The organism is Janthinobacterium sp. GW821-FHT03A03, assembly GCF_059421435.1.
Genome location: NZ_JBWKUZ010000001.1, coordinates 719,334 through 741,382 on the forward strand (window position 1 = coordinate 719,334; position 22,049 = coordinate 741,382).

Annotated in this window: 18 protein-coding genes; 8 read left to right on the forward strand and 10 right to left on the reverse strand. The window is 65.9% G+C overall.

Features of this window, described 5'->3' with window-relative positions:
• Positions 1-44 precede the first annotated feature (44 nt).
• From AC07VI_RS03265 to ybaK, 4 genes are all read right to left on the reverse strand, one after another.
• A complete protein-coding gene (locus tag AC07VI_RS03265) occupies positions 45-335 on the reverse strand; it encodes a DUF427 domain-containing protein (protein ID WP_086143852.1) in 291 nt (96 codons plus the stop codon).
• Positions 336-405: 70 nt separating this feature from the next.
• Positions 406-1,071 (reverse strand): DsbA family oxidoreductase, encoded by a 666-nt coding sequence (locus tag AC07VI_RS03270; RefSeq protein ID WP_086143992.1) that lies wholly within the window; start codon positions 1,069-1,071, stop codon positions 406-408.
• Between the two features lie 89 nt (positions 1,072-1,160).
• Positions 1,161-1,805: a glycerol-3-phosphate 1-O-acyltransferase PlsY gene (gene plsY / locus AC07VI_RS03275; protein WP_226935415.1), complete on the reverse strand. Its 645-nt coding sequence runs from the start codon at positions 1,803-1,805 to the stop codon at positions 1,161-1,163.
• A gap of 97 nt (positions 1,806-1,902) precedes the next feature.
• Positions 1,903-2,394, reverse strand: a complete 492-nt coding sequence (gene ybaK, locus AC07VI_RS03280) for a Cys-tRNA(Pro) deacylase (RefSeq protein WP_086143850.1) — start codon at positions 2,392-2,394, stop codon at positions 1,903-1,905.
• A gap of 37 nt (positions 2,395-2,431) precedes the next feature.
• Between ybaK and AC07VI_RS03285 the strand changes: the two genes are divergently transcribed.
• On the forward strand, positions 2,432-3,412 hold the full coding sequence (locus AC07VI_RS03285) for an endonuclease/exonuclease/phosphatase family protein (protein WP_086143849.1): 981 nt from the start codon (positions 2,432-2,434) through the stop codon (positions 3,410-3,412).
• On the opposite strand, the gene AC07VI_RS03290 is transcribed toward AC07VI_RS03285, so the two are convergent.
• On the reverse strand, positions 3,409-5,931 hold the full coding sequence (locus AC07VI_RS03290; RefSeq protein ID WP_492995696.1) for a sensor domain-containing protein: 2,523 nt from the start codon (positions 5,929-5,931) through the stop codon (positions 3,409-3,411). The genes AC07VI_RS03285 and AC07VI_RS03290 overlap by 4 nt on opposite strands.
• Before the next feature lie 380 nt (positions 5,932-6,311).
• Here AC07VI_RS03290 and AC07VI_RS03295 point away from each other — a divergent pair, with 380 nt between their 5' ends.
• The 4 genes from AC07VI_RS03295 to AC07VI_RS03310 all read left to right on the forward strand — a co-directional run bounded on the left by AC07VI_RS03295 (position 6,312) and on the right by AC07VI_RS03310 (position 12,073).
• Positions 6,312-7,553 (forward strand): efflux RND transporter periplasmic adaptor subunit, encoded by a 1,242-nt coding sequence (locus tag AC07VI_RS03295; protein WP_099374189.1) that lies wholly within the window; start codon positions 6,312-6,314, stop codon positions 7,551-7,553.
• A 3-nt stretch (positions 7,554-7,556) separates the two neighbouring features.
• A complete protein-coding gene (locus AC07VI_RS03300; protein WP_086143846.1) occupies positions 7,557-10,670 on the forward strand; it encodes an efflux RND transporter permease subunit in 3,114 nt (1,037 codons plus the stop codon).
• A gap of 372 nt (positions 10,671-11,042) precedes the next feature.
• Entirely contained in the window at positions 11,043-11,762 is a 720-nt protein-coding gene (locus tag AC07VI_RS03305) for an MgtC/SapB family protein (RefSeq protein ID WP_216356300.1), read from the forward strand.
• Positions 11,762-12,073: a hypothetical protein gene (locus AC07VI_RS03310; RefSeq protein ID WP_086143844.1), complete on the forward strand. Its 312-nt coding sequence runs from the start codon at positions 11,762-11,764 to the stop codon at positions 12,071-12,073. The genes AC07VI_RS03305 and AC07VI_RS03310 overlap by 1 nt, the downstream gene beginning before the upstream one ends.
• On the opposite strand, the gene AC07VI_RS03315 is transcribed toward AC07VI_RS03310, so the two are convergent.
• The gene (locus AC07VI_RS03315) at positions 12,065-13,468 is read right to left on the reverse strand and encodes a sensor histidine kinase (RefSeq protein WP_086143843.1); all 1,404 of its coding nucleotides are present in this window, start codon (positions 13,466-13,468) and stop codon (positions 12,065-12,067) included. The two genes, AC07VI_RS03310 and AC07VI_RS03315, sit on opposite strands and share 9 nt — an antisense overlap.
• Complete coding sequence (locus AC07VI_RS03320; RefSeq protein WP_099374187.1) at positions 13,461-14,141, reverse strand: response regulator transcription factor; 681 nt, start codon at positions 14,139-14,141, stop codon at positions 13,461-13,463. Before AC07VI_RS03320 ends, AC07VI_RS03315 begins: the two co-directional genes overlap by 8 nt.
• A gap of 247 nt (positions 14,142-14,388) precedes the next feature.
• Here AC07VI_RS03320 and AC07VI_RS03325 point away from each other — a divergent pair, with 247 nt between their 5' ends.
• From AC07VI_RS03325 to AC07VI_RS03335, 3 genes are read left to right on the forward strand one after another with little or no spacing between them, the layout of a single operon-like run.
• A complete protein-coding gene (locus tag AC07VI_RS03325; RefSeq protein ID WP_086143841.1) occupies positions 14,389-15,519 on the forward strand; it encodes an efflux RND transporter periplasmic adaptor subunit in 1,131 nt (376 codons plus the stop codon).
• On the forward strand, positions 15,512-18,616 hold the full coding sequence (locus tag AC07VI_RS03330; RefSeq protein ID WP_492995699.1) for an efflux RND transporter permease subunit: 3,105 nt from the start codon (positions 15,512-15,514) through the stop codon (positions 18,614-18,616). Before AC07VI_RS03325 ends, AC07VI_RS03330 begins: the two co-directional genes overlap by 8 nt.
• The gene (locus AC07VI_RS03335) at positions 18,603-19,880 is read left to right on the forward strand and encodes a TolC family protein (RefSeq protein ID WP_492995701.1); all 1,278 of its coding nucleotides are present in this window, start codon (positions 18,603-18,605) and stop codon (positions 19,878-19,880) included. Before AC07VI_RS03330 ends, AC07VI_RS03335 begins: the two co-directional genes overlap by 14 nt.
• A gap of 69 nt (positions 19,881-19,949) precedes the next feature.
• On the opposite strand, the gene AC07VI_RS03340 is transcribed toward AC07VI_RS03335, so the two are convergent.
• The 3 genes from AC07VI_RS03340 to AC07VI_RS03350 form a co-directional block, all read right to left on the reverse strand.
• Positions 19,950-20,150: a hypothetical protein gene (locus tag AC07VI_RS03340; RefSeq protein ID WP_086143838.1), complete on the reverse strand. Its 201-nt coding sequence runs from the start codon at positions 20,148-20,150 to the stop codon at positions 19,950-19,952.
• A gap of 80 nt (positions 20,151-20,230) precedes the next feature.
• Positions 20,231-21,148, reverse strand: coding sequence for a site-specific tyrosine recombinase XerD (xerD, locus tag AC07VI_RS03345; protein WP_172404646.1), 918 nt, complete (start codon positions 21,146-21,148; stop codon positions 20,231-20,233).
• Complete coding sequence (locus AC07VI_RS03350; protein ID WP_492995704.1) at positions 21,145-21,645, reverse strand: methylated-DNA--[protein]-cysteine S-methyltransferase; 501 nt, start codon at positions 21,643-21,645, stop codon at positions 21,145-21,147. Before AC07VI_RS03350 ends, xerD begins: the two co-directional genes overlap by 4 nt.
• Between the last annotated feature and the right edge of the window lie 404 nt (positions 21,646-22,049).

The window sequence follows — 22,049 nt, forward strand, 5'->3', positions numbered from 1 at the left end:
CGTCTGCTTTCTGTGTGAAGGGTGGGGAAATCGGGGGAGTCGGGTCAGCGTTCGACGCTGACGCCGCGCCAGAAGGCGACGTGGCCGGCAATTTGCCTGGCGGCGTCCTGGGGCTGGGGGTAATACCAGGCCGCGTTGGCGTTCGTCTGGCCATCGACGACAAGGTCGTAATAGCTGGCCGTGCCCTTCCAGGGGCAGATGCTGGTGTGGCTGCTGGGGCGCAGGTACGCCTGCGTCACTGCCGACAAAGGAAAATACACATTGTTTTCAACGACTTGCACCTGATCGTCGGCAGCGTGCGCGATGACGGCGCCATTCCATCTGGCTGTTGGCATTTGACTATCCTCCTTCTGCGCCGAGTGTAGCGCAAAAAGTCTGCCATGGCGCGCGCCATTGGCGCCCGGATCAGTCGCCGGCGATGATCTGGCGCAAGGCTTGTTCAAACACTTCGGGCGGCTGGCCGCCGGAAATCAGGTGGCGCTCGTTGATGATGACGGCGGGTACGGAATTGATGCCGTTCTGCTGGTAGAACTGCTCCTGCGCGCGCACCTCGTCCGCATAGGCGTTCGACGCCAACACCTCGGCCGCTTGCACGGTATCGAGGCCCGCGTCGCCCGCGACTTTCAGCAGCACCTCGTGCGAGGACGGATTCTGTCCCTGCGTGAAGTAGGCATCGAACAGCGCCATCTTGAGTGCCTTCTGGCGTCCTTGCAGCCCGGCCCAGTGCAGCAGACGGTGCGCATCGAAGGTGTTGTAGATACGGCTGCGCTTGTCCATGGCAAAGGTAAAGCCCAGCTGCTCGCCGCGCGCGCGGATCGCTTCGCGCGATTGCGCCATCTGTTCCGGGGTGGAACCGTATTTGCGGGCGATGTGTTCGCTCACATCCTCGCCCTCGGGCGGCATATTGGCGTTCAGCTCGAAGGGCTGGAAGTGGATCTCGGCCTGGACGGTGCCGTGCAGCTTGTCCAAGGCTTGCTCCAGCGATTTCAGGCCGATCACGCACCAGGGGCAGGAAACGTCGGACACGACATCGATACGGAGGGGAACGGGTGTGGCGGGAGTGGAACTCATGGTGGGCAGCCTTTGCGCGATCGGTGGCGGCCGCACCGCGCGGCGCCGCAAACACAGCATATGCGTGCGGGCCGCGGGAAATCAAGCGCTTACTTTTTCTTGACGGCGGCCTTGGCCGCATCCTTCTTGCCACCGATCTTGCTTTCTTTGCCAGAGAGCAAGTTCGCGATATTCTGGCTGTGGCGGTAGGCCAGCAGCACGCTCATGACGATGACGGCCAGCAAGATGGGATCGACGCCGAACAGCAAGCCGTAGTAAAACGGCGCGAACAGGGCCGCCACCAGGGCCGCCAGCGAGGAATAGCGGAAGGCGTAGGCGATGATCAGCCAGGTGGCCAGGGTTGCCAGGCCCAGCCAGGGATTGATCCCCAGCAACACGCCGAGGGCCGTGGCCACGCCCTTGCCGCCGACAAAGCGGAAGAACACGGGCCACAAATGGCCGAGGAAGACGGCGATGGCCACCAGGGCCACGGCCGTGTCGCCCACGCCCAGCGCGCCGGCAAAGTGGTCGGCCAGGAACACGGCCAGCCAGCCCTTGGCGCCATCGCCCAGCAGGGTCATGATGGCGGCGCCCTTGTTTCCGCTGCGCAGCACGTTGGTGGCGCCCGGATTCTTCGAGCCATAGGTGCGCGGATCGGCAATGCCGTAGACCTTGCTCATCACCACGGCAAACGATATCGAGCCGAGCAAGTAAGCGGCCACTGTCATTGCCACGGTTGTGATTACTGGATTCATTTCTTCCCTTTATTGTGTTTATTACACCAGCATCGAGGCTGGCGCAGCAGAATATACACCAGCGCCCAGCCTACGGACAGGGTGGCGTCTGGTTTTCTTAATCCTGCAGCGCGCACTGCACCGGCTTGGCCTTGAGCAAGTCGAGCAATACCTGCGGCGCCAGCGAGACGAGAAAACCGCGCCGCCCGCCATTGATGTAGATGCGCGGCAATTCCAGGATCGACGCTTCCACGTAGACGGGCATGGCCTTCTTGGTGCCGAACGGCGAGGTGCCGCCGATCATGTAGCCGGAATGGCGCTGCGCCACCTCGGGCTTGCACGGCTCGACGGACTTGCAGCCGATGCCGCGCGCCAGGTTCTTGGTCGACACCTTGCAGTCGCCATGCATGAGCACGATCAGCGGCTTGGCCGCCTCGTCCTGCATCACCAGGGTCTTGATCACCGCATGTTCCGGCACCCCCAGTTCGCGCGCCGAGACGCTGGTGCCGCCGTGCTCCTCGTACGGATACGGGTGTTCTTCAAAGGAAACTTGATGCTTGCGCAGCAACTGCGTCGCCTGGGTTTCGGAAATATGCTCTTTTTTAGCCATGCGTGATACGCTGATCGTTCAGTGAGGAGTCCTAATTATGCAGCAAGAAATCCGCTTTGCCACCTTCAATGTCTGCAACCTGGCCCCCGCGGGGGCGAAATTGTATGACAACCTGGATCCGTTGAGTCCGGCGCAATACGAGGCCAAGGCGGAGTGGACGGCGCGGCAGATCGACCTGCTCGACGCCGACGTGATCGGTTTCCAGGAAATTTTCTCGCAGGCGGCCCTGCGCGACGTGCTGTCGCGCACGCGCCGCTACCGCGACGCCGCGCTGGCCGGCTACGATGCGACGGATATTGCCGGACGCATGCTGCCGACCGTGGCGCTCGTGTCGCGTTTGCCGCTGGCCGGCCCCGGCGTGGCCCATGCGGACTTTCCCGCCGGCATCAGTCTGTCAGCCGACGCCAGCGACGACAATCCCTGCCGCTTCGCCCGCGCGCCGCTGCATGTGCCGGTGATGTTGCCCGGCGGACAACTGACCGACGTGGTGGTGCTGCATCTGAAGTCGCGCCGGCCCGACTACCGCCATGGCGAGGGCAGCGACGCGCTCGCTTACGCGCTGGCCAACCTGCGCTCGCTGCAGCGGCGCGGCGCGGAAGCCGTGGCCCTGCGCGTACTGGTTAGCGAACTGGGCCGCAGCGGCCGTCCGCGCATCGTGCTGGGCGACTTCAACGACATCGCCAATGCCGTCACCACGTCCATCGTCATGGGCGCGGGCGCGCCGTGCGCACCGCAAGGCGTCAGGCCGGAAATGCGCGAACGCCTGTACGACGCCAACGCCATCGCCCTGCGCCAGGATGCGGCGCGCCACGCGGGCTACACGAATATCCACGACAGCGCCTACATGACGATCGACCACATCCTCGTTTCCGAACACTTCCACCCCGCCTCGCCGCGCGCCATCGGCGCCGTGCTCGACGTGAACTACCTGAACGACCATTTGCTGCTGGGTCTGCCGCAAGCATCCGACCATGGCCAGGTCTTGATGCGCGTCAAGCTGCTGGGCAATATTGATTAATGCAATAACGTCGCCAGCGCACTGCCCGCGACTTGCGCGCTGGCATGGCGCCCCTGGTATTGCTGGCAGCCCTGCGCCTGCAGATACGCCAGCTGCCGCGGCGTTTCCACGCCTTCGGCGATTACCGTCAGGCGCAGTTCGCGCGCCATGGCCATGATGGTGGCGGCCACGGCCCCGTCGGCGGCCCCGTCCACCGCGTCCGGCAGGAACGAGGGATCGATCTTGAGCTTATCCACCGGGTACTGGCGCAGATTGGCCAGGCGCGAATAGCCGGTGCCGAAGTCGTCGATGGCCAGCCGCACGCCCAGCGCGCGCAGCTGCGCCAGCTCGTCGGCCAGGCGCGCGCCGCCCTGCATCAGCAGCGCCTCCGTCACCTCCAGTTCCAGCCACACGGCAGGCAGCCCCGATAGGTGCAGCGCTTGCTGCACGCTGTCGAGCAAATGATTGCGCTGGCATTGCGCCGCCGACAGGTTCACGGACACCCACCAGGCCTGGCCCCCGTCGTGCCAGGCGCGGGCGCGCCGGCACGCATGCTGCAGCACCCAGTTTCCGATCGACACCATCAAGCCGCACTCCTCGGCCACGGCAAGGAAGCGTTCGGGCGCCAGCACGCCCAGTTGCGGGTGGCGCCAGCGCAGCAAGGCTTCCGCGCCAACGATCTTGCCGCTGGCCACGTCGAGCGCGGGCTGGCATTCCAGCATGAACTCGTCCCGGCCCAGCGCGGCCCGCAAGCCCTGCTCCAGGCCGGCACGCTCGAGTATCCGCGCATGCATGTCGGCGTTGAAAAACTGGAAATTATTGCGCCCGCCTTCCTTGGCGTGGTACATGGCGACATCGGCGTTGTGCACGAGGGTGTCGATGCTGTCGCCGTCGCTGGGAAAGATGGCCACGCCGATCGATGCGGACACCTGCAGCTCGTAGCCGCCCAGCTGGTAGGGCTGCGTGACGGCGTGCAGCAGGCTGGCCGCCACATGCGCCGCCTGGTCGATGCCGCCCACTTCGGCCAGGATGATGACGAATTCGTCGCCGCCGTGGCGGCTGACGGTGTCGACGCCGCGCACGCAGCGCACCAGGCGGCGCGCCACTTCCTTGAGCAGCAAGTCGCCCACGTGGTGGCCCATGCTGTCATTGATGTGCTTGAAGTGGTCGAGATCCAGGTACAGGATGGCCAGCATGCTCAGCTTGCGCCGCGCCGCCGCCAGCGCCAGCGACAGCCGGTCCAGCAGCAGCACCCGGTTCGGCAAGTCGGTGAGGAAATCGTGCTCGGCCAAGTGGCGCGTGTGCTCCTCATGCTTCTTGCGTTCGCGGATGTCGCTGAGGATGGCCATGTAGTTGCTCAGTTGCCCTTGCGAATCACGGATGGCCGTCAGCGACAGCCAGGCCGGATAGCGCTCGCCCCCCTTGCGCTGGCCCACGATATCGCCTTGCCAATAACCGTTCGCGTCGACCTCCTGCCACACGTGCGCGAACAGCGCCGGCGCCTCCGCTTCCGCGCCGTGCGGGACGAAGGCCTTGCCCAGCATGTCGTCCGGGCTGTAGCCGCTGATCTCGCTGTACGCGGGGTTCATGCTGACGACGCGTTGCTGCGGGTCCATCACGACGATGGCTTCGCGCGCGTGTTCCACCACCTGCGCCGACAGGTGCCACGCCTGTTCGGCCAGTTTGCGGGAAGAAATATCGCGGATCACGGCGTAAAACAGATAGCTATGGTCGAGCGTGACGGAGGTGAGCAGCACTTCGCCCCAGAACAGTTCGCCCAGGCAGGTCTGATAGCGCCAGTCATAGCGGCAGTTGCCGTCGGCATGGGCCTGCGCCGCCAGCTGCGCGCCGCGCAAGGCCGACAGTTCGCCATCGGGCTGGCGCAGCGGCGAAAAATCGCTGAGGCGGCGTCCCAGCAAGCGGGGCCGGTCCTCGCATTGAAACAGGGCGATGGCGGCCGGATTCGCCTCGGCGATGTGTTCGTCGCGCAGCAGCACGATGGCGTCGGCGGACTTGTCGTACAGCTGGCGAAAATTGTCGCCCATCAATAGCAGGGCGCCCTGCGCCGCGCCGTCCTGGCCGCTGGCCGTGATATCGATGTCGACGCACACCACTTGCCGCACGCGCCCGGATTCCATGACGGGAAACACGGTGGAATGGATGCAGCGCGGCGCGGCGCCATCGGTGCCGAGGCGCCACAGGCGCGCCGTGCGCGCCTTGCCGCTGTCCCAGACGGCCGCCAGTTCCGCATGGCCATCGTCGAACCCGCCCTGGCCTTGCGGCAAGGCGGCGGCCACGCCGGCCCAGGCCTGGCCCAGGGCCAGTTCGGCCGGCACGCCATACAGGCGCGCCGCACCCGCGCTCCAGTAGCGCACGATACCGTCGCGGTCGATGCCGCGCACGGCCATGCCGGGCGCCTGCTCGACGGCGGCAACGATGATGGACAGCAAATCGAGCGCCCTGGCGGCCGGCCCCGGCTGCGGCGCGGCGGCAAGCAAACGGCCCGGCGACGGGGCGGCTGCGGCAATCCGATCAGACATCAGGCCCCCCGTTGCGCGGCCACACCGCAACCGGCGAACGAGCGGCCCGTCCGGTGGCGCAACCATCACTGCCATTCTTGCGCGCCGGAGAATCGGCTCATTGACGATGCTCAAGCATCGTCGCATGCCGTATTGGTCTCCGGTCGGCGTTTTTTGCATTCCATTCCCGTTTTTGTGCACTCTGTCGCACGGCGATGGCGGCCGGGCTTGAATCTTCCTAAAGTGGCAACATGCGTATCGCCGTGAACGACCGCAGCGGCAGGCGTGCTGCCTGCGGCCGCCACGGCGATGCGCTACCCGAATTCCCCCGGCCAGCGACAGGCCGGGTCCGCACCGAGACCTGGCGCCGAGCCCTCGCGCCGCCTCCATCGAAGAGTCCTATGAAAAACGAGACATTGCCACCGGCATCCCCCCTTGCAGCCAAGCGCGGCCGGCGCTGGCGCACCCCCGTATTGATCCTGGTCGTGCTGGGCCTGGCCGGCGGCGGCTGGACCGTCATGCAATCGAAGCAACAGGCCGCCAAAGCCGCCGAACAGCAAGCGAGCAAGAAAAAGGAACAGGCCAGGACGCCCGTGCATGAACTGGCGCAGGGCGACGTGGCCGCCATCGATGCGCGCGCGCTCAGCATCAGCCTGCCCCTGTCCGGTTCGCTGGCCCCGCTGACGCAAGCCACCATCAAGGCCAAGGTCTCGGGCGTCATCCATGAAACCACCGTGCAGGAAGGCCAGAGCGTGGTGGCCGGGCAAATCCTCGTGCGCCTCGACGCGGCCGACCAGCGCGCGCGCCTGACGCAGCAGCAAGCCATGCTCGACGAAGCGCAGGCGCGCCTGGCCATGGCGAGTAAAAACGAAGCGAACAGCCAGGCGCTGCTCAAGCAAAAATACATTTCGCAGACGGCCTACGACACGACGCAAAACTCGGTCGACCTGGCGCGCGCCGGCGTCAAGTCCAGCGCCGCCCTGCTCGACCTGGCCCGCATTGCGCTGGCCGACACGGTGATCCGCGCACCGATGGCCGGCATCGTCAGCAAGCGCCATCTGCAGGCCGGCGAAAAAGTCTCGCCCGACATGCCCGTCTATACCATCGTCAACCTGGCGCAGCTGACCCTGGAAGCGCCCGTGCCCAGCGCGGAGATTCCCCGCATCAAGCTGGGCCAGGACGTGCACTTCAAGGTCGACGGCTTCGGCGCGCGCGACTTTGCCGGCAAGGTCACGCGCATCAACCCCACCACCGAGAGCGGCTCGCGCGCCATGCTCGTCTACATCGCCGTCGACAATGGCGATGGCGCGCTGCGCGGCGGCATGTTCGCCAAGGGCAGCATCGTCACCGAGCGCTCGGCCGTGGCGCCGCTGGTGCCGTTGACGGCCGTGCGCAATGAAAAACAGGGCCCCGTCGTGTATGCGCTGGTGAACAACAAGGTCGTCGCGCAGCCCGTCACCCTGGGGCTGCGCAACGAGGACGAGGGCTACGCCGAGGTCAAGTCCGGCCTGGTGCCGGGCGCGAAAGTCATCATCGCCAGACTCGATGGCGTGAAACCGGGCCACGGCGTCACCTTCGCCGCGCAAGCAGCGACACCAGCCGCCCCCGCCGCGCCGGCAGCCGTGCTGGCACGGAAGGACTAAGCCATGTGGATGACCAAAGTCAGCATTCAAAACCCCGTCTTCGCCACCATGGTCATGGTGGCGCTGGTGGTGCTGGGCATCTTCTCCTACCGGGGCCTGGGCGTGGAAAGCATGCCCAGCGTGCAGTTTCCGTTCGCCGCCATTGAAGTGAACTACCCGGGCGCCTCGCCCGAAGCGGTGGAAAACGACATCACGCGCCCCATCGAGGACGCCGTCAACACCGTCAGCGGCATCAAGACCATCCGCGCCAACTCGTGGGAAGGGCGCGCCGGCGTCTACCTGGAATTCGAGCTGTCGACCAACATGGACAAGGCCATGCAGGACTTGCGCGACAAGGTGGCCCTGGTGCGCCCGCGCTTCCCGAAAGAGGCCAAGGACCCGTTCATCGCGCGCGCCGAGGGCGACAACGAGCGCCCCATCGCCACCATCGTGCTGACCTCGACCGGGCACGACCTGCGCTCGCTGTCGACCATGACGGAGCAGGTCATCAGCAAGCGCTTCCAGGGCGTCGCCGGCGTGGGGCAGGTCAAGCTGCGCGGCCTGCGCGCGCGCCAGATCCTCATCAGCATGAAGCCGATCGAGCTCAATGCCCAGGGCATCGGCGTCGATGAAGTCATCCGCGCCATCCAGGCGACGAATACCAATCTGCCGGCCGGCTCCATCAGCCATGGCGCGGCCGAACAGCTGGTGCGCGTGGAAGGCAAGATCAAGGACGCGCGCGAATTCGGCAAGATCATCGTCGCGCGCCGCGCCGTCGGACCCGTCTACCTGGACCAGGTGGCCACCGTCGTCGACGGCGAGCAGGAAGAACTGTCGATCTCGCGCATGAACGGCCAGCAGGCCGTGACCATGGAAATCACCAAGGTGCAGGACGCCAACGTGGTCGAAGTGGGCACCGGCATCCTGAAAGTGGCGTTTGATTTGCAAAAGACGCTGCCGCCCGATATCAAGCTGCGCGTGCTCGACGACGAGTCGGAGCGCGTGCAAAGCCAGCTTAATAACGTCAAGCGCACCATCATCGAAGGCGCCGTGCTGACCATGGTGATCGTCTTCCTGTTCCTGCACTCGTGGCGCTCGACCATCATCACGGGCCTGACCCTGCCGATTTCCGTGCTGGCCAGCTTCATCGCCATGAAGGCTTTCGGCTTCACCCTGAACTTTTTGACCCTGATGGCGCTGTCCTTGTGCATAGGCCTGTTGATCGATGACGCCATCGTCGTGCGCGAAAACATCGTGCGTCACCTGGGCATGGGCAAGAACCACTACAAGGCGGCCAACGACGGCACCAATGAAATCGGCCTGGCCGTGATGGCCACCACGTTCGCCATCGTCGCCGTGTTCGTGCCCGTCGCCTTCATGGACGGCATCATCGGCCGCTTCTTCCTGCAGTTCGGCATCACCGTGGCCGTCGCCGTGCTCGTGTCGCTGTTCGTCAGCTTCACGCTCGACCCCATGCTGTCGTCCGTCTGGCGCGACCCCGTCAAGGACCGCTTCAAGTACGCGCCGTGGCTGGGCCGCTTCATGGCCTGGATCGAGACGGGCATCGACCGCCTGCACGTATGGTACGGCAAGGTGCTGGTTGTCGCCTTGCGCTGGCGCAAGACCACGCTGGCCACGGCCGTGGCGCTGTTCGCGGGCAGCCTGATGCTCGTGCCCATGATAGGCGGCGAGATGTTCCCGGAAACGGACCAGGGCTGGGTCAACCTGCGCTTCAAGACGCCCGTCGGCTCCAGCCTCGAATACACGGATAGCAAAGTGCGCCAGATCGAAACGGCGTTGAAGGAATTTCCCGAGATCGACAGCCTGGTGGCCAACATCGGCACGCCCGATGGACGCAACACGGCTGAAGTGAACCTGAAGCTGACGGACATCAAGACGCACAAGCGCCGCTCGCAGCAGGAACTGGAAAAGCTGATCCGCGAACGCCTGGCGCCGATCGCCGGCATCACCCTGTCCGTCGGCCAGCGCCCCATCTTCATCGCCATCCTCGGCACGGACGAAGGCAAGCTCGATGCGGTGGCGCACACCCTGATGGACAAGATGCGCGGCATCAAGGGCCTGGCCGACATGGAATACAGCCAGGAAGGCGCCAATCCGTCGACCACCGTCAAGATCAACAACGAGCTGGCCAGCGACCTGGGATTGTCGGTGCAGCAGATCGGCAATGCGCTGCGGCCGTTCGTAGCGGGCGACACGGTCAGCCACTGGCTGGCGTCCGACGGGCAGAACTACGACGTCAACGTGCAGCTGCCGAAATCGGGCCGTCAGAAAGTGGCCGACCTGGCCGACCTGTCGCTGGCGTCGAGCAAGCTTGACGCGAACGGCAAGCCGATCATGATTCCGCTGCGCCAGGTGGTCGAATTCGTGCCGTCCTCGAGTCCGCAGGTGCTGAAACGCCAGGCCTTGCAGCGCCGGGTCGCCATCTATGCGGGCGTGCAGGGCCGCCCTGCCGGCGACGTCGACGCCGATGTGCAGAAGGCCATCAAGTCCATCGACCTGCCGCCCGGCGTGCGCTTCGACGTGGCCGGCAATGCGCAGCAGATGGCCGAAACCATGGGCGGCGCGATGATGGCGCTGGGTATCGCCGTGATCTTCATCTACCTGGTGCTGGCGTCGCAGTTCGGCAGCTTCCTGCAACCGATCGCCATCATGGTGTCGCTGCCGCTGTCACTGATCGGCGTACTGGCCGCCCTCCTGATCACGGGCAGCACCCTGAACATCTTCTCCGTGATCGGCTTCATCATGCTCATGGGATTAGTGACGAAGAACGCAATCCTGCTGGTCGACTTCACCAACCAGCGCCAGCGCGAAGGCCTGGGCCAGTTCGAGGCGCTGATGGAAGCGGGGCAGGTGCGTCTGCGGCCCATCCTGATGACGACCCTGGCGATGGTCTTCGGCATGCTGCCGATGGCCATCGGCATGGGCGACGGTGGCGAATCGCAGGCACCGATGGGCCGCGCCGTCATCGGCGGCGTCATCACCTCGACGCTGTTGACACTGGTGGTGGTGCCCGTCGCCTACACCTATCTGGATAGCCTGGGCAAGCGCGCCGCGCGTTTCTTCGGCGGCGGTGAGCATGCCGAGGCCGACGCCGACCAGGCACCCGCCGCCCATTAAGTTTCGACTGGTCGCCTTCACCGTCCCCGCATTGGCGGGGACGACGCGGCGGCTTCCTGAAGAGAGCTTCAGTTGACCAAAGCGGCCCCACTGGCTAGACTGTCCCCGTTATCAATGATATGGAGTGACTCGTGGGTGCTTGTTCCAGTGACAGTAGTCGATTGACCATCGGCGATCGGCCTTAGGCAAGACGTGCGCATTCCGCCCGCCTTGTCCTCGGCAAGGTGCGGTTTTACCAGCGGCGATGTCCATTCGCCGCCACTTCCCTCCTCATCGTTCATCTTTTCGTCAGCGTCGGCCACTGCCCCCTTGCGGGCGAATTTTCGTCGCCTTGTGCACTTGCCTGTTCCTCCCCAGCCGGGAGAAATTATGGTGGTATTTGACTTTGCGCTGCGCGTTGCCGCGGCATTGACCCTGGGCGCCATGATCGGCGCCGAACGCCAGCTGCGCCAGCGCATGGCGGGCTTGCGCACGAATGCGCTGGTGTCCGTCGGCGCCTCGCTGTTCGTGATGGTTTCCGTGCTCGAAGGCGACAGCGCCGGCCATATGCGCATCGCCGCGCAGGTGGTGTCGGGCATCGGTTTTCTGGGCGCCGGCGTCATCATGCGCGAAGGCATGACGGTGCGCGGCCTGAACACGGCGGCCACGCTGTGGTGCTCGGCCGCCATCGGCGTGCTGTGCGGCCTGGGATTTTCCCTGGAAGCTGCCATCGGCACGGGCTTCGTCCTGGTCGCCAACCTGGTGCTGCGCCATCTGGCGCAGCGCATCAACGCCCACGGCAGCGAAGCGGGCATCGAGACGGAAAGCATCTACAGAGTCACGGCCGTGTGCGAGGCGGAGCAGGAAGTCCAGGTGCGCAAGCTGATGCTGGGCTTGATCAGCGGCATGCCGGCGCTGATGCTGCAATCGCTGCACAGCGAAGATGCGCCGCAGGCCGGGCGCATCGAAGTGCGGGCCGACCTGCTCACGCCCGCCTCCAGCCTGGGATTGCTGGAGCAGATCGTCAGCCAGGTAAGCCTGGAAGGCAGCGTCTCGGCCGTGCGCTGGGCGCTGGTCAACAACGCGGAATTTGTCGCCGAACGGGGAGTCTGATGATGAAAAAATGGCTGTTGTGGTTTGCCAAACGTGGCCCTGCCGTCGCCGCCTACCGCCTGACCGTCACCTGCCCCGCGGCGCAGGCCGACCACGTCGTGCGCCTGCTGCTGGCCGAACTGAAAGGCGCGGGCCTGGCGCCGTCGCAGATGCTGCGCAGCTGGGACGAGGCCAGGCAAGTGGTGCAGCTGATCGCCACGGTGCTGTGCCAGGCCGTGCAGCGCGCCGTGCTGGTGCGCTTCGTCAACCGCGCGGGCGCCTGGCCGCAGGTGCGGCAGGTGCGCTGGGAAGGCGTCGCGTCCTCACGCTGAGGCGGGCAGGCGCATGGTAAACAGCGCGCCGCCTTGCGGACGGTTGCATGCCTCGATGCGCCCGCCATACGCATGGACGATGGCTTGCGACAGGGCCAGGCCCAGGCCGAAACCGGGCGCCTCGCCCGCGCGCGCCTTGGCACCCCGGTAAAAACGTTCGAACAGGTGCGGCAAGTCTTCCACGCCGATGCCCGGCCCCGCGTCGGCCACGCCCACCAGCGCATCACCGCCGTCGCGCGACACGTGCAAGGTGATGATGCTGTCGGGCGGCGAGAACTTCACGGCATTGTCGAGCAAGTTGGCCAGCACCAGGTCAGCAGGCCCGGCCGCCACCCGCGCGTGCACGGGCGCGCCTTCACCTTCGTCAAACATGATGCGGATGCCGCGCTGCGCGGCCGCCTTTTCCAGGCGCTGCGCCGCCGCGCGCAGCAGCGGATTGAGGTGCACCGTTTCCACCGCATTGCGCTCCTGACCCGCATCGAGGCGCGTGAGCATCAGCAGTTCTTCCACCAGGGTCGTCAGGCGCTGCACTTCATCGAGGCAGGAAGCCAGCGCCCCCACATACTCGGGCGCCTCGCGCGGGCGGCGCAGGGTGATTTCGATTTCCGTGCGCAGGCGCGACAGCGGCGAGCGCAATTCATGCGAGGCGTCGGCCGTGAAGCGCCGCTGCGCGTCGTAGCCGCGCTCCAGGCGGTCGAGCATGGCGTTCAGGGTATCGACCAGGCGGCCGATTTCATCGGGAGTGCCCGGATGGGGCAGGCGCTGGTGCAGGCTGGCCTCGCCGATCGAATGCGCCTGGCGCACCACGTCGTCGATGGCGCCGAGCACGCGGCGCGTGAGCATTTCGCCGGCCAGCCCCACGGCCGCCAGCAAAGCCAGGGCCATTGCGCCAAACAGCACGGTAGCCGCGGCCAGTATGTGGTTGGCGTCGTCGAGCGAGCCTGCCACCTGCACCGCCAGGCGCGAACCGGACGACGGCACGGGAACGGACACCATGCGCAGCGGCTCTTCGCCAAACTTGGGCAGGGTCTCGAAGACGGTGTCGCCGGCCGCCAGGTGCGTCAGCAGGGCCGGTGGCGCCGGCAATTGCGCTGCCTCGAGGTTGCGGCTGCGCGCCAGCACGCGGCCCTCGCCATCGATGATCTGCACCAGGCGGTCGAGCCGCATCAGCGACGGCGGCGCCAGGCCCGGCGCCACTTCGTGTACCTGGATGGGCTGGCGCGGCGCGGCTGGCAGCATGGCCATTTCCGTTTCGGCCAGCGCCAGCAGGGCCGCGTCGAGCTGGCCGCGCACGGCGCGCGACAAGCCCCAGTAGCCGGCCAGCGCCGTGCAGGCGACGATGGCGAGTATCACGGCCAGGTGCACCCGCAGCAGGCGCTTGCGGAAGCTAGCCACCGTTGCTTTCCGCCAGGCGGAAGCCGCGTCCGCGCACCGTGTGGATCAGCTGGGGCAGCCCCGGTGCATCGACCTTGCCCCGCAGGTTGCGCACATGAACGTCGATCAGGTTGTCGATGCCGATCAGGTCCGCCTGCCAGATCTGCTCGGCCAGGCGCGCGCGGCTGACCACCTCGCCCGCCTGGCGCAGCAGGATCAGCAGGATCGCGTACTCCTTGGGCGTGAGCACCAGCGGCGCGCCGGCGCGCGTCACCTGGTGGCTGACGGGATCGAGCGACAGGTCGGCCAGCGCCAGCACCAGCGGGCGGCTGATGTCGGAGCGGCGCAGCAACGCGCGGATGCGCGCCAGCAGCTCCTCGAATTCGAACGGCTTGGTCAGGTAATCGTCGGCGCCCGTGTTCAGGCCCGCCACGCGGTCGGCCGTGGCGTCGCGCGCCGTGAGCATCAACACGGGCGTCTGGATGCCACGCGCGCGCAAATCGCGGCAAAAGTCGATGCCCTGCTTGCCCGGCAACATCCAGTCCAGCACGATCAAGTCGTAATCGACGGCATAGCTTTCATCCTCGCCCTCTTCCGCGCTGTGCGCCACATCGACGACAAAGCCCTCTTCCTGCAAGCCCCGCGCCAGCAGGCGCGCCGCCTTGCGGTCATCTTCCACCAAGAGAATCCTCATGCCTGCCTTTCCCGTCGCGCCGCGTTTTCCCGCATTGTCCATTCTCCCATTTTAACGCGCCGCGCCCCGCACGCAGCAAACCTGAAGAATGATTCAGGCGTTCTTGGGAGCTTCTTCAGGACGACATTGCTATGCTTTCCCGGCGCTGTAGTGACGCTGTCCGCGCCACCTGCGCCCCATCTCCTGCCCGCCTGGGCACGGCATCCATGCATGCCCCCTATCGACACTAACAACAAGGAAACACGGGATGAACACGACCAACCCCCATGCCCTGGGCGCCTGTTGCGCCCTCGCCGTCGCCCTCGGCTGCACGGCCCTCGCCGGCTGCGCCAGGCCAACGGTGGCGGCCACGCCGACCGCCCAGGCGGCGCATCTGGACGACGGCAGCATCGAAGTCGCAAAAAATTCACCGTTGCGCCAGCGCCTGCAGATCGCCCCCGCACTGGAACAGGACATCGCCACGCAGACGGACGCACCGGGCAGCATCGAAGCCATGCCGGAGAAACTGGTGAAAATCACGCCGCCGCTGGCCGGGCGCATCACGCGCCTGCAACGCGCCTTGGGCGACAGCGTCAAGGCGGGCGACCCGCTGTTCACCCTGGACTCGGCCGAACTGAGCGCCGCCTACACGGACGACAGCAAGGCCCGCTCCGCCCTGCTGCAGGCGCGCCAGGAACTGGAGCGCCAGAAGACGCTGTTCGAGGCGGAGATTGCCGCGCGCAAGGATTACGAAGCGGCCCAGGCGGCCTATGACCAGGCCGGCAGCGATGCGCATGCCAGCGCCGACAAGCTGGCTCAGTACGGCGCCAGCGGACGTGGATCGCGCCGCGACTACGTTTTGCGCTCGCCCATCGCCGGCACCGTGATCGCCATGGAAGGCGCCCAGGGCGGCTACTGGAACGATATCAACGCGCCCGTCATGACCGTGGCGGATCTCTCCACCGTGTGGCTGTCGGCCAACGTGGCCGAGAAGGACCTGGCGCAAGTGGCCGTGGGCCAGACAAGCCGCATCACGCTCGACGCCTGGCCCGGCAAAGCCTTCGCAGGCAAGGTCGCCTACGTGGGTGCCGTGCTCGACGCGGAAACGCGCACGGTGAAGGTGCGCGTGGCCATCGACAACCGTGCCGGCACCTTCAAGCCCGGCATGTTCGCCCACGCGGGTTTTGCCGGCGCCAGCCGCCGCGCCATCGTCGTGCCGGCGGCGGCCGTGCTGCAAAGCGGGCTGTCGACGCGCGTGATGGTCGAGCACGGCCCGCTGCGCTTCGAGCCGCGCGCGGTGCAGGTGGGCGCCAGCCATGGCGACCAGGTGGAAATCGTCTCGGGGCTGAAGGCCGGCGAGCGCATCGTCGTCAAGGAAGGAGTGCTGCTCAATGATTGACCGTTTCATTGCCACTTGCTGCCAGCGGCGCGGCATCGTCTGGCTGGTGCTGCTGTTCGTCACCGCCTACGGCGTCTACTGCTGGAAGCAGTTGCCCATCGAAGCCTATCCAGACATCGCCGACGTCACCTCGCAGATTGTCACGCAGGTGCCGGGCCTGGGCGCTGAGGAAATCGAGCAGCAGATCACGATACCGCTGGAGCGCGCCCTGCTCGGCACGCCCGGCATGCACGTGCTGCGCACGCGCAGCCTGTTCGCGCTGTCGCTGATCACCGTGGTGTTCGAGGATGGCAGCGACGGCTACTTCACGCGCGAGCGGCTGCAGGAACGCCTCGCCAGCGTGAACCTGCCGTACGAGGCCAAGCCGGGGCTCGATCCCTACACGTCGCCAACGGGCGAGATCTACCGCTACACGCTGGAATCGAAATCGCGCAGCTTGCGCGAGCTGTCGGAGCTGCAGTTCTGGACCGTGATTCCGCGCCTGCAGCAGGTGCGCGGCGTGGCGGACGTCAGCAATTTCGGTGGCCTGACGACGCAATTCATGCTGGAACTCGATCCCGCAAAACTGGACAGCTACGGCTTCTCGCTGGCGCAGGTGAAGGACGCCATCAACGCCAACAACATCAGCGGCGGCGGCAGCGTCATCGACCGCGGCCAGCAATCGTATGTCGTGCGCGGCGTGGGTCTGCTGCACTCGCTGGGCGACATGGGCAACGTCGTCGTCAGCAGCAAGAACGGCGTGCCCGTGCTGGTGAAGGACCTGGGCAAGCTCGATTACGGCAACGTGGAGCGGCGCGGCATCCTCGGCAAGGACGACAACCCCGACGCCATCGAAGGCATCACCCTGCTGCTGAAGGACTTCAATCCGTCCGAGGCGCTGGCCGGCATCCACGCGGCCGTGGATGACCTGAATGCCAATGTGCTGCCGAAGGATGTGAAAGTGGTGCCCTACCTGGACCGCAGCTCGCTGATCGACGCCACCCTGCACACGGTCAGCCATACCCTGGGCGAAGGCATGCTGCTCGTCGCCCTCGTGCTGCTGCTGTTCCTCGGCAGCCCGCGCGCGGCCGCCATCGTCGCGCTGACGATCCCGCTGGCCCTGCTGATCGCCTTCATCTTCATGCACCACTTTAAAATTCCGGCCAACCTGCTGTCGCTGGGCGCGATCGACTTCGGCATCCTCGTCGACGGTTCCGTCGTGGTGCTGGAAAACATGCTGCGCCGCCGCGAACGCGAGCAGGACCGTCCGCTCACCCTGCAGGACGCCATCGAGGCAACCCTGCAGGTGGCGCGCCCCATCATGTTCGGCATGGCCGTCATCGTCGCCGCCTACCTGCCCCTGTTCGCCTTCCAGCGCATCGAGTACAAGCTGTTTTCGCCGATGGCCTATGCGGTGGGCGCGGCGCTGGTGGGCGCGCTGGTAGTGGCATTGGTGCTGATCCCGGGCCTGGCCTGGCTGGCCTTGCGCAAGCCGCGCCGCACGTTCCACAACCGCGTGCTGGAAAAGCTGGCGGCCGCGTATGGCCGCTTCCTCGAACGTACCGTGGGCAAGCGGCGCTGGGTGGCCGCCGCCTGTGCCGCCGCGCTGGCAAGCCTGGCCATCCTGGGCGGCAGCATCGGGCGCGACTTCCTGCCCTACCTCGACGAGGGTTCGCTGTGGCTGCAGGTGCAGATGCCGCCCGGGATCACGCTGGACAAGGCATCCGAGATGGCCAGCGAATTGCGGCGCGCCGCGCTGGAGTTCCCGGAAGTGTCGACCATCGTCACGCAGACGGGACGCAACGACGACGGCACCGATTACTGGACGCCCTCGCACATCGAGGCGAGCGTGGGGCTGCACCCGTACAAAAGCTGGAAGTCGGGCATGAGCAAGCAGCAGCTGATCGCCAAAATGAACGAGCGCTTCGCGCGCATGCCCGGTGTCACGGTGGCTTTCATGCAGCCGATGATCGACGGCGTGCAGGATAAATTGTCGGGCGCGCACAGCGACCTGACGGTGAAAATCTTCGGCAACGACCTCGATGAAGTGCGGCGCATCGCCGGCAAGGTGGCCAACGTACTGAAAACCGTCCCCGGCGCCTCCGACGTGGCGGTGGACGTCGAGCCGCCGCTGCCCAACCTGAAGGTGGAACTGGACAGGGCAAAGGCGGCCCGCTACGGCATCAACGCGGCCGACGTGGCCGACCTGATCTCGACCGGCATCGGCGGTGCGCCCATCGGCCAGGTGTACGTGGGCGAGAAAAGCTACGACATCGCCGTGCGCTTCCCGCCCGCCACGCGTTCCAGCCCCGACGCCATCGCCAGCCTGATGCTCAACGCCGCCAACGGCGCCAGGATTCCGCTGGCGCAGGTGGCCAATATCAGCACCACCTCGGGCGAGAGCGTGATCGTGCGCGAAATGGGGCGGCGCCACATCATTGTGCGCCTCAATGCCCGCGGGCGCGACCTGGCCGGTTTCCTGGCCGAAGCGCGCCCGCTGGTGGCCCAGGCTGTGGCCAATGAACACGAGCGCATCAGCGTCGAATGGGGCGGCCAGTTCGAAAACCTGCAGCGCGCACAAAGCCGATTGGCCCTGATCCTGCCGATGACCCTGGGCGCCATGTTTTTGCTGCTGTTTGGCCAGTTCCGCAACCTGCGCCAGCCCGCGCTGGTCTTGCTGGCCGTGCCGCTGGCCATGCTGGGCGGCCTGGCCGCGCTGCACCTGCGCGGCATGACCCTGAACGTGTCGAGCGCGGTGGGCTTCATCGCCCTGTTCGGCGTGGCAGTACTGAATGCCGTGCTGATGCTGGCGCAGATCAACCGCTTGCGCGCGGACGAAGGCAGGAGCTTGCGCGACGCCGTACTCGAAGGCGCGCGCGACCGCATGCGCCCCGTGCTGATGACGGCTACCGTGGCCGCCCTGGGCCTGACGCCGGCCATGCTGGCGACGGGCCTGGGCAGCGACGTGCAGCGCCCGCTGGCCACCGTCGTGGTGGGCGGGCTGGTGACGGCCACGGCACTGACCCTGCTGCTGTTGCCGGCCCTGTATTACCTGATCGAGGCGTATGTACAACAACGCCGGATCGATACCGAAGGAGTGAACCATGACACGTTTTAATGTACTGCTGGCGGCCTGGCTGATGACGCCATGCGCCAGCGCCGCCCCGTTGACCTTCGAGACCTATTTGTCCGCCGTGGAGAGCCACAGCCTGGAATTGCAGGCGCAGCAGGAAGACATCGTCTCGGCCAAGGCCGGCATCGGCATCGCCGGCGTGCGCCCCGATCCCGAATTCACCGTGGGTGCCTCACGCGAAACGGTGCACAGCGACGAGCACCGTCCCGTCACGTGGACGCCGGCCATCAGCATGGCCATCGAGACGGGCGGCAAGCGCGCCGCGCGCATCAAAGCCGCGCAGAGCAATGTCACGCTGGCCGAGGAAACGGTGACTGGCTTCCGGCGCGAACTGTATGGCATGGCCGCGGCGGCGTTCACGGAAGCGTGCCGCACGCGCGAGGTCTTCGCGCGCAAGCAGCAGACCATGGCGGCCCTGTCGAAAGTGGTTGAAGCGAACGGCGTGCGGCGCAGAGCGGGCGACGTGGGCGGCATCGAGCTGCTGCAGTCGCGCGTGGAACGCGACCAGTTCCAGGCCGAGCTGGCGCAGGCGGCCAGCGAGGCGCAAGGCGCCATGCTGAACTTGTCGCCGCCGCTGGGACGCCAAGTCGACGCCTTGTTCCCCGGGGCGCAGCTGGCCTGCGATTTCGCCGCGTATGAAGTGCAGGATGCCAGCACCCTCGTGCCGCAGGCGCTGCGCGAGCGCAGCGACGTGCGCATCGCCCGCGCCACGGTGGACAATCTGCGCGATGGCGCGGCGCTGGTGCGCGCCAACCGCTCGGTCGATCCCACTGTCACGCTGGGTCTGTCCGCCGCGCGCGGCTACCATGACAGCATTGACGGCCGCGGCAATCCCGCCGACGGTTCGCCCCGTTCGCGCGCCCTCTCCCTCTCGCTGGCCATTCCCATCCCCCTGTCGCGGCGCGACAAGGGCGACATCGTGCAGGCGGAAGCGGGCGTGACGCAGGCGATGCTGGCCCTGCGTCAGGCGGAATTGAAGGCGGAAACGGAAGTGCGCACGGCGCAGCTGCAATGGCGCTCGGCGCAGGAACGGCTGGCGCGCTACCGCGACGGCGTGCTGCAGGATGCGCAAAAGGTGGTCGACGGCATGCGCCTGTCCTATGTCAAAGGCAATGCCTCGCTGCTGGAGTGGCTGGCGGCGCAGCACTCGGCCGATGACGCGTATCTGGGCTATTTGCAGGCGCGCGCCGATGCCGCCATCGCCAGCACGCAGCTGCAACTGGCCATCGGCCAGCGGCCGAGCTTATAGCGGGGGGAAAGGTAAAACGAGGGGGGCCGGCGCGGCAACGATGCCGCGCCGGTGATCAACGGCAGGAGCTTACTGCGGCTGGACAGGCGCGTCGCCTTCGGCGGCCGCATCTGGGTCGGCGTCGTCCGCCTCCGGCTCTTCACCGTCGGCGCCGTCGGCCGGCTTGGGATTGTTTTTCGCTTCCAGCTTGCGTCTGGCTTTTTCCTCGGCTTTCTTCTTCTTTTCCAGCTCTTTTTGCCGTTTTTCGTATTGGAAATTTGTCTTGGCCATTTACTACCTCTTTAGTTTTTTATTGTTACAGATAAGCACATAAGGCACATTATGACGTAATTGGACCAAACACCAAATGTTTAGCCTCGCGGATGATGCTGCGCATGCAGCAGTTTCAGCCGTTCGCGGGCGACATGCGTGTAAATTTGCGTTGTGGAAATATCGGAATGTCCCAGCAACAATTGCACAACACGCAAGTCCGCGCCATGGTTGAGCAGATGCGTGGCAAACGCGTGGCGCAAGGTATGCGGCGACAGCGGCGCCGTGATGCCGGCATTCAGCGCGTGTTTCTTGATGATGACCCAGAACATTTGCCGCGTCATGGCGCCCCCGCGCCGCGTGACGAACAGCGCATCGTCCATCTGGCCGTCAAGGATCACGCCGCGCGCCTCTTTCAGGTAGCGTTCGATCCACAGCCGCGCCTGCTCACCAAACGGCACCAGCCGCGTCTTGCTGCCCTTGCCCGTGATGCGCAGCACGCCATCGTTCAGGCTCAGCTCCACGGATTGCAAGTCCACCAGTTCCGACACGCGCAAACCGCTCGCATACATGAGTTCAAGCATCGTGCGTTCGCGCAGGCCCAGCGGCGTGCTCACGTCAGGCGCCGCCAGCAAGGCTTCCACCTGCGCTTCGCTCAGGGTGTGCACGAAGCGCGCCGGCTGTTTGGCCGACACCATCTTCAGGCACGGGTCCGCCGCGATATGCCGGTGCCGCAAGGCCAGCTGGTAAAAACGCTTGAGCACGGACAGCCGGCGGTTCGACGACGTTGCCTTGCTCTCGTCATGGCGGGCCGCGAAATACGCCTCGATGTCGGCCGTGGACACTTCGTACAGGCCCTCGCGCCCGGGCCGCGCCACTTCCAGCCAGCGCGAAAACAGACGCATGTCGCGCCGGTAGGCGTCCAGCGAGTTTTTCGACAGGCCGTCTTCCAGCCACAGACTGTCGCAGAATTCGTCGATCAGGGTGGCGTTGTCGGGCGCCAGCAGGCTGTTCATCATGCGTAACCTTCGACGCCTTCATGCGCCAGCAGCCAGCGCTTCACGCCCAGGTGGAATCCCGTCGCATCGTCATGGTGGGCAAAGCCGCCCAGGCCGCCGGCGGCCGTCACGCGGTGGCAGGGTATGACCACCGGAAACCAGTTGGCGCCGCACGCCTGGCCCACGGCGCGCGGCGCCGAGCCGATCAAGCGCGCCACGTCGCCGTACGTACGCACCTGGCCGCGCGGAATGCCGGCGATCGCCGCCCATACGCGCTGCTGAAAGGCGCTGCCCAGCGCGGCCAGCGGCAGGTCAAAGACATGATCGGGGTCGCGGAAATAACGCGCCAGTTGCTGGCACGCCAGCTCGGAGACGGCATCCTGCGCGTCTTTCTCGGCAAAGTGCGGCGGCAGGTAGACCAGTTCATGCAGCTGCCCGCCATCCGCGCGCATGCCCATGGCGCCGAACGGCGCGGCCACGATGGCGCTGAACAGCTCACTGCCCTGTTGTTTTTTCATCTGCTGATCATTATTCAAGTGTGGCAAATATACAACCTGCTGGCGCGGGAAACAGCGCCAAGGCGATTATGCACCGACTTTGGCCGGGTGGGCGGACGTTTCCCCGGCACGAAAAAAAAGCGCACCAATCGGTGCGCTTCAAATATTGCTTCACGTTCCCGGTCGTTTGGGTCCGCCGGTACCGGCTTGTGGCCGCACACAGCGATGACTCAACAACTTCTGTGAAACGTGTGTCTCCTCAATATATCCCCGGTATCAATACCGTTTTTATAGACCACTCCCCCACCAACCTTGTCACCAATTCTGTCTTTCAGCCTTGCTACCTGGGCGTATATGCTTATACGTGTTTCCCCGTAAGGCTGCCCATCATAGCGCATTTATTCGGCCGGATCGACTTTTTTTGC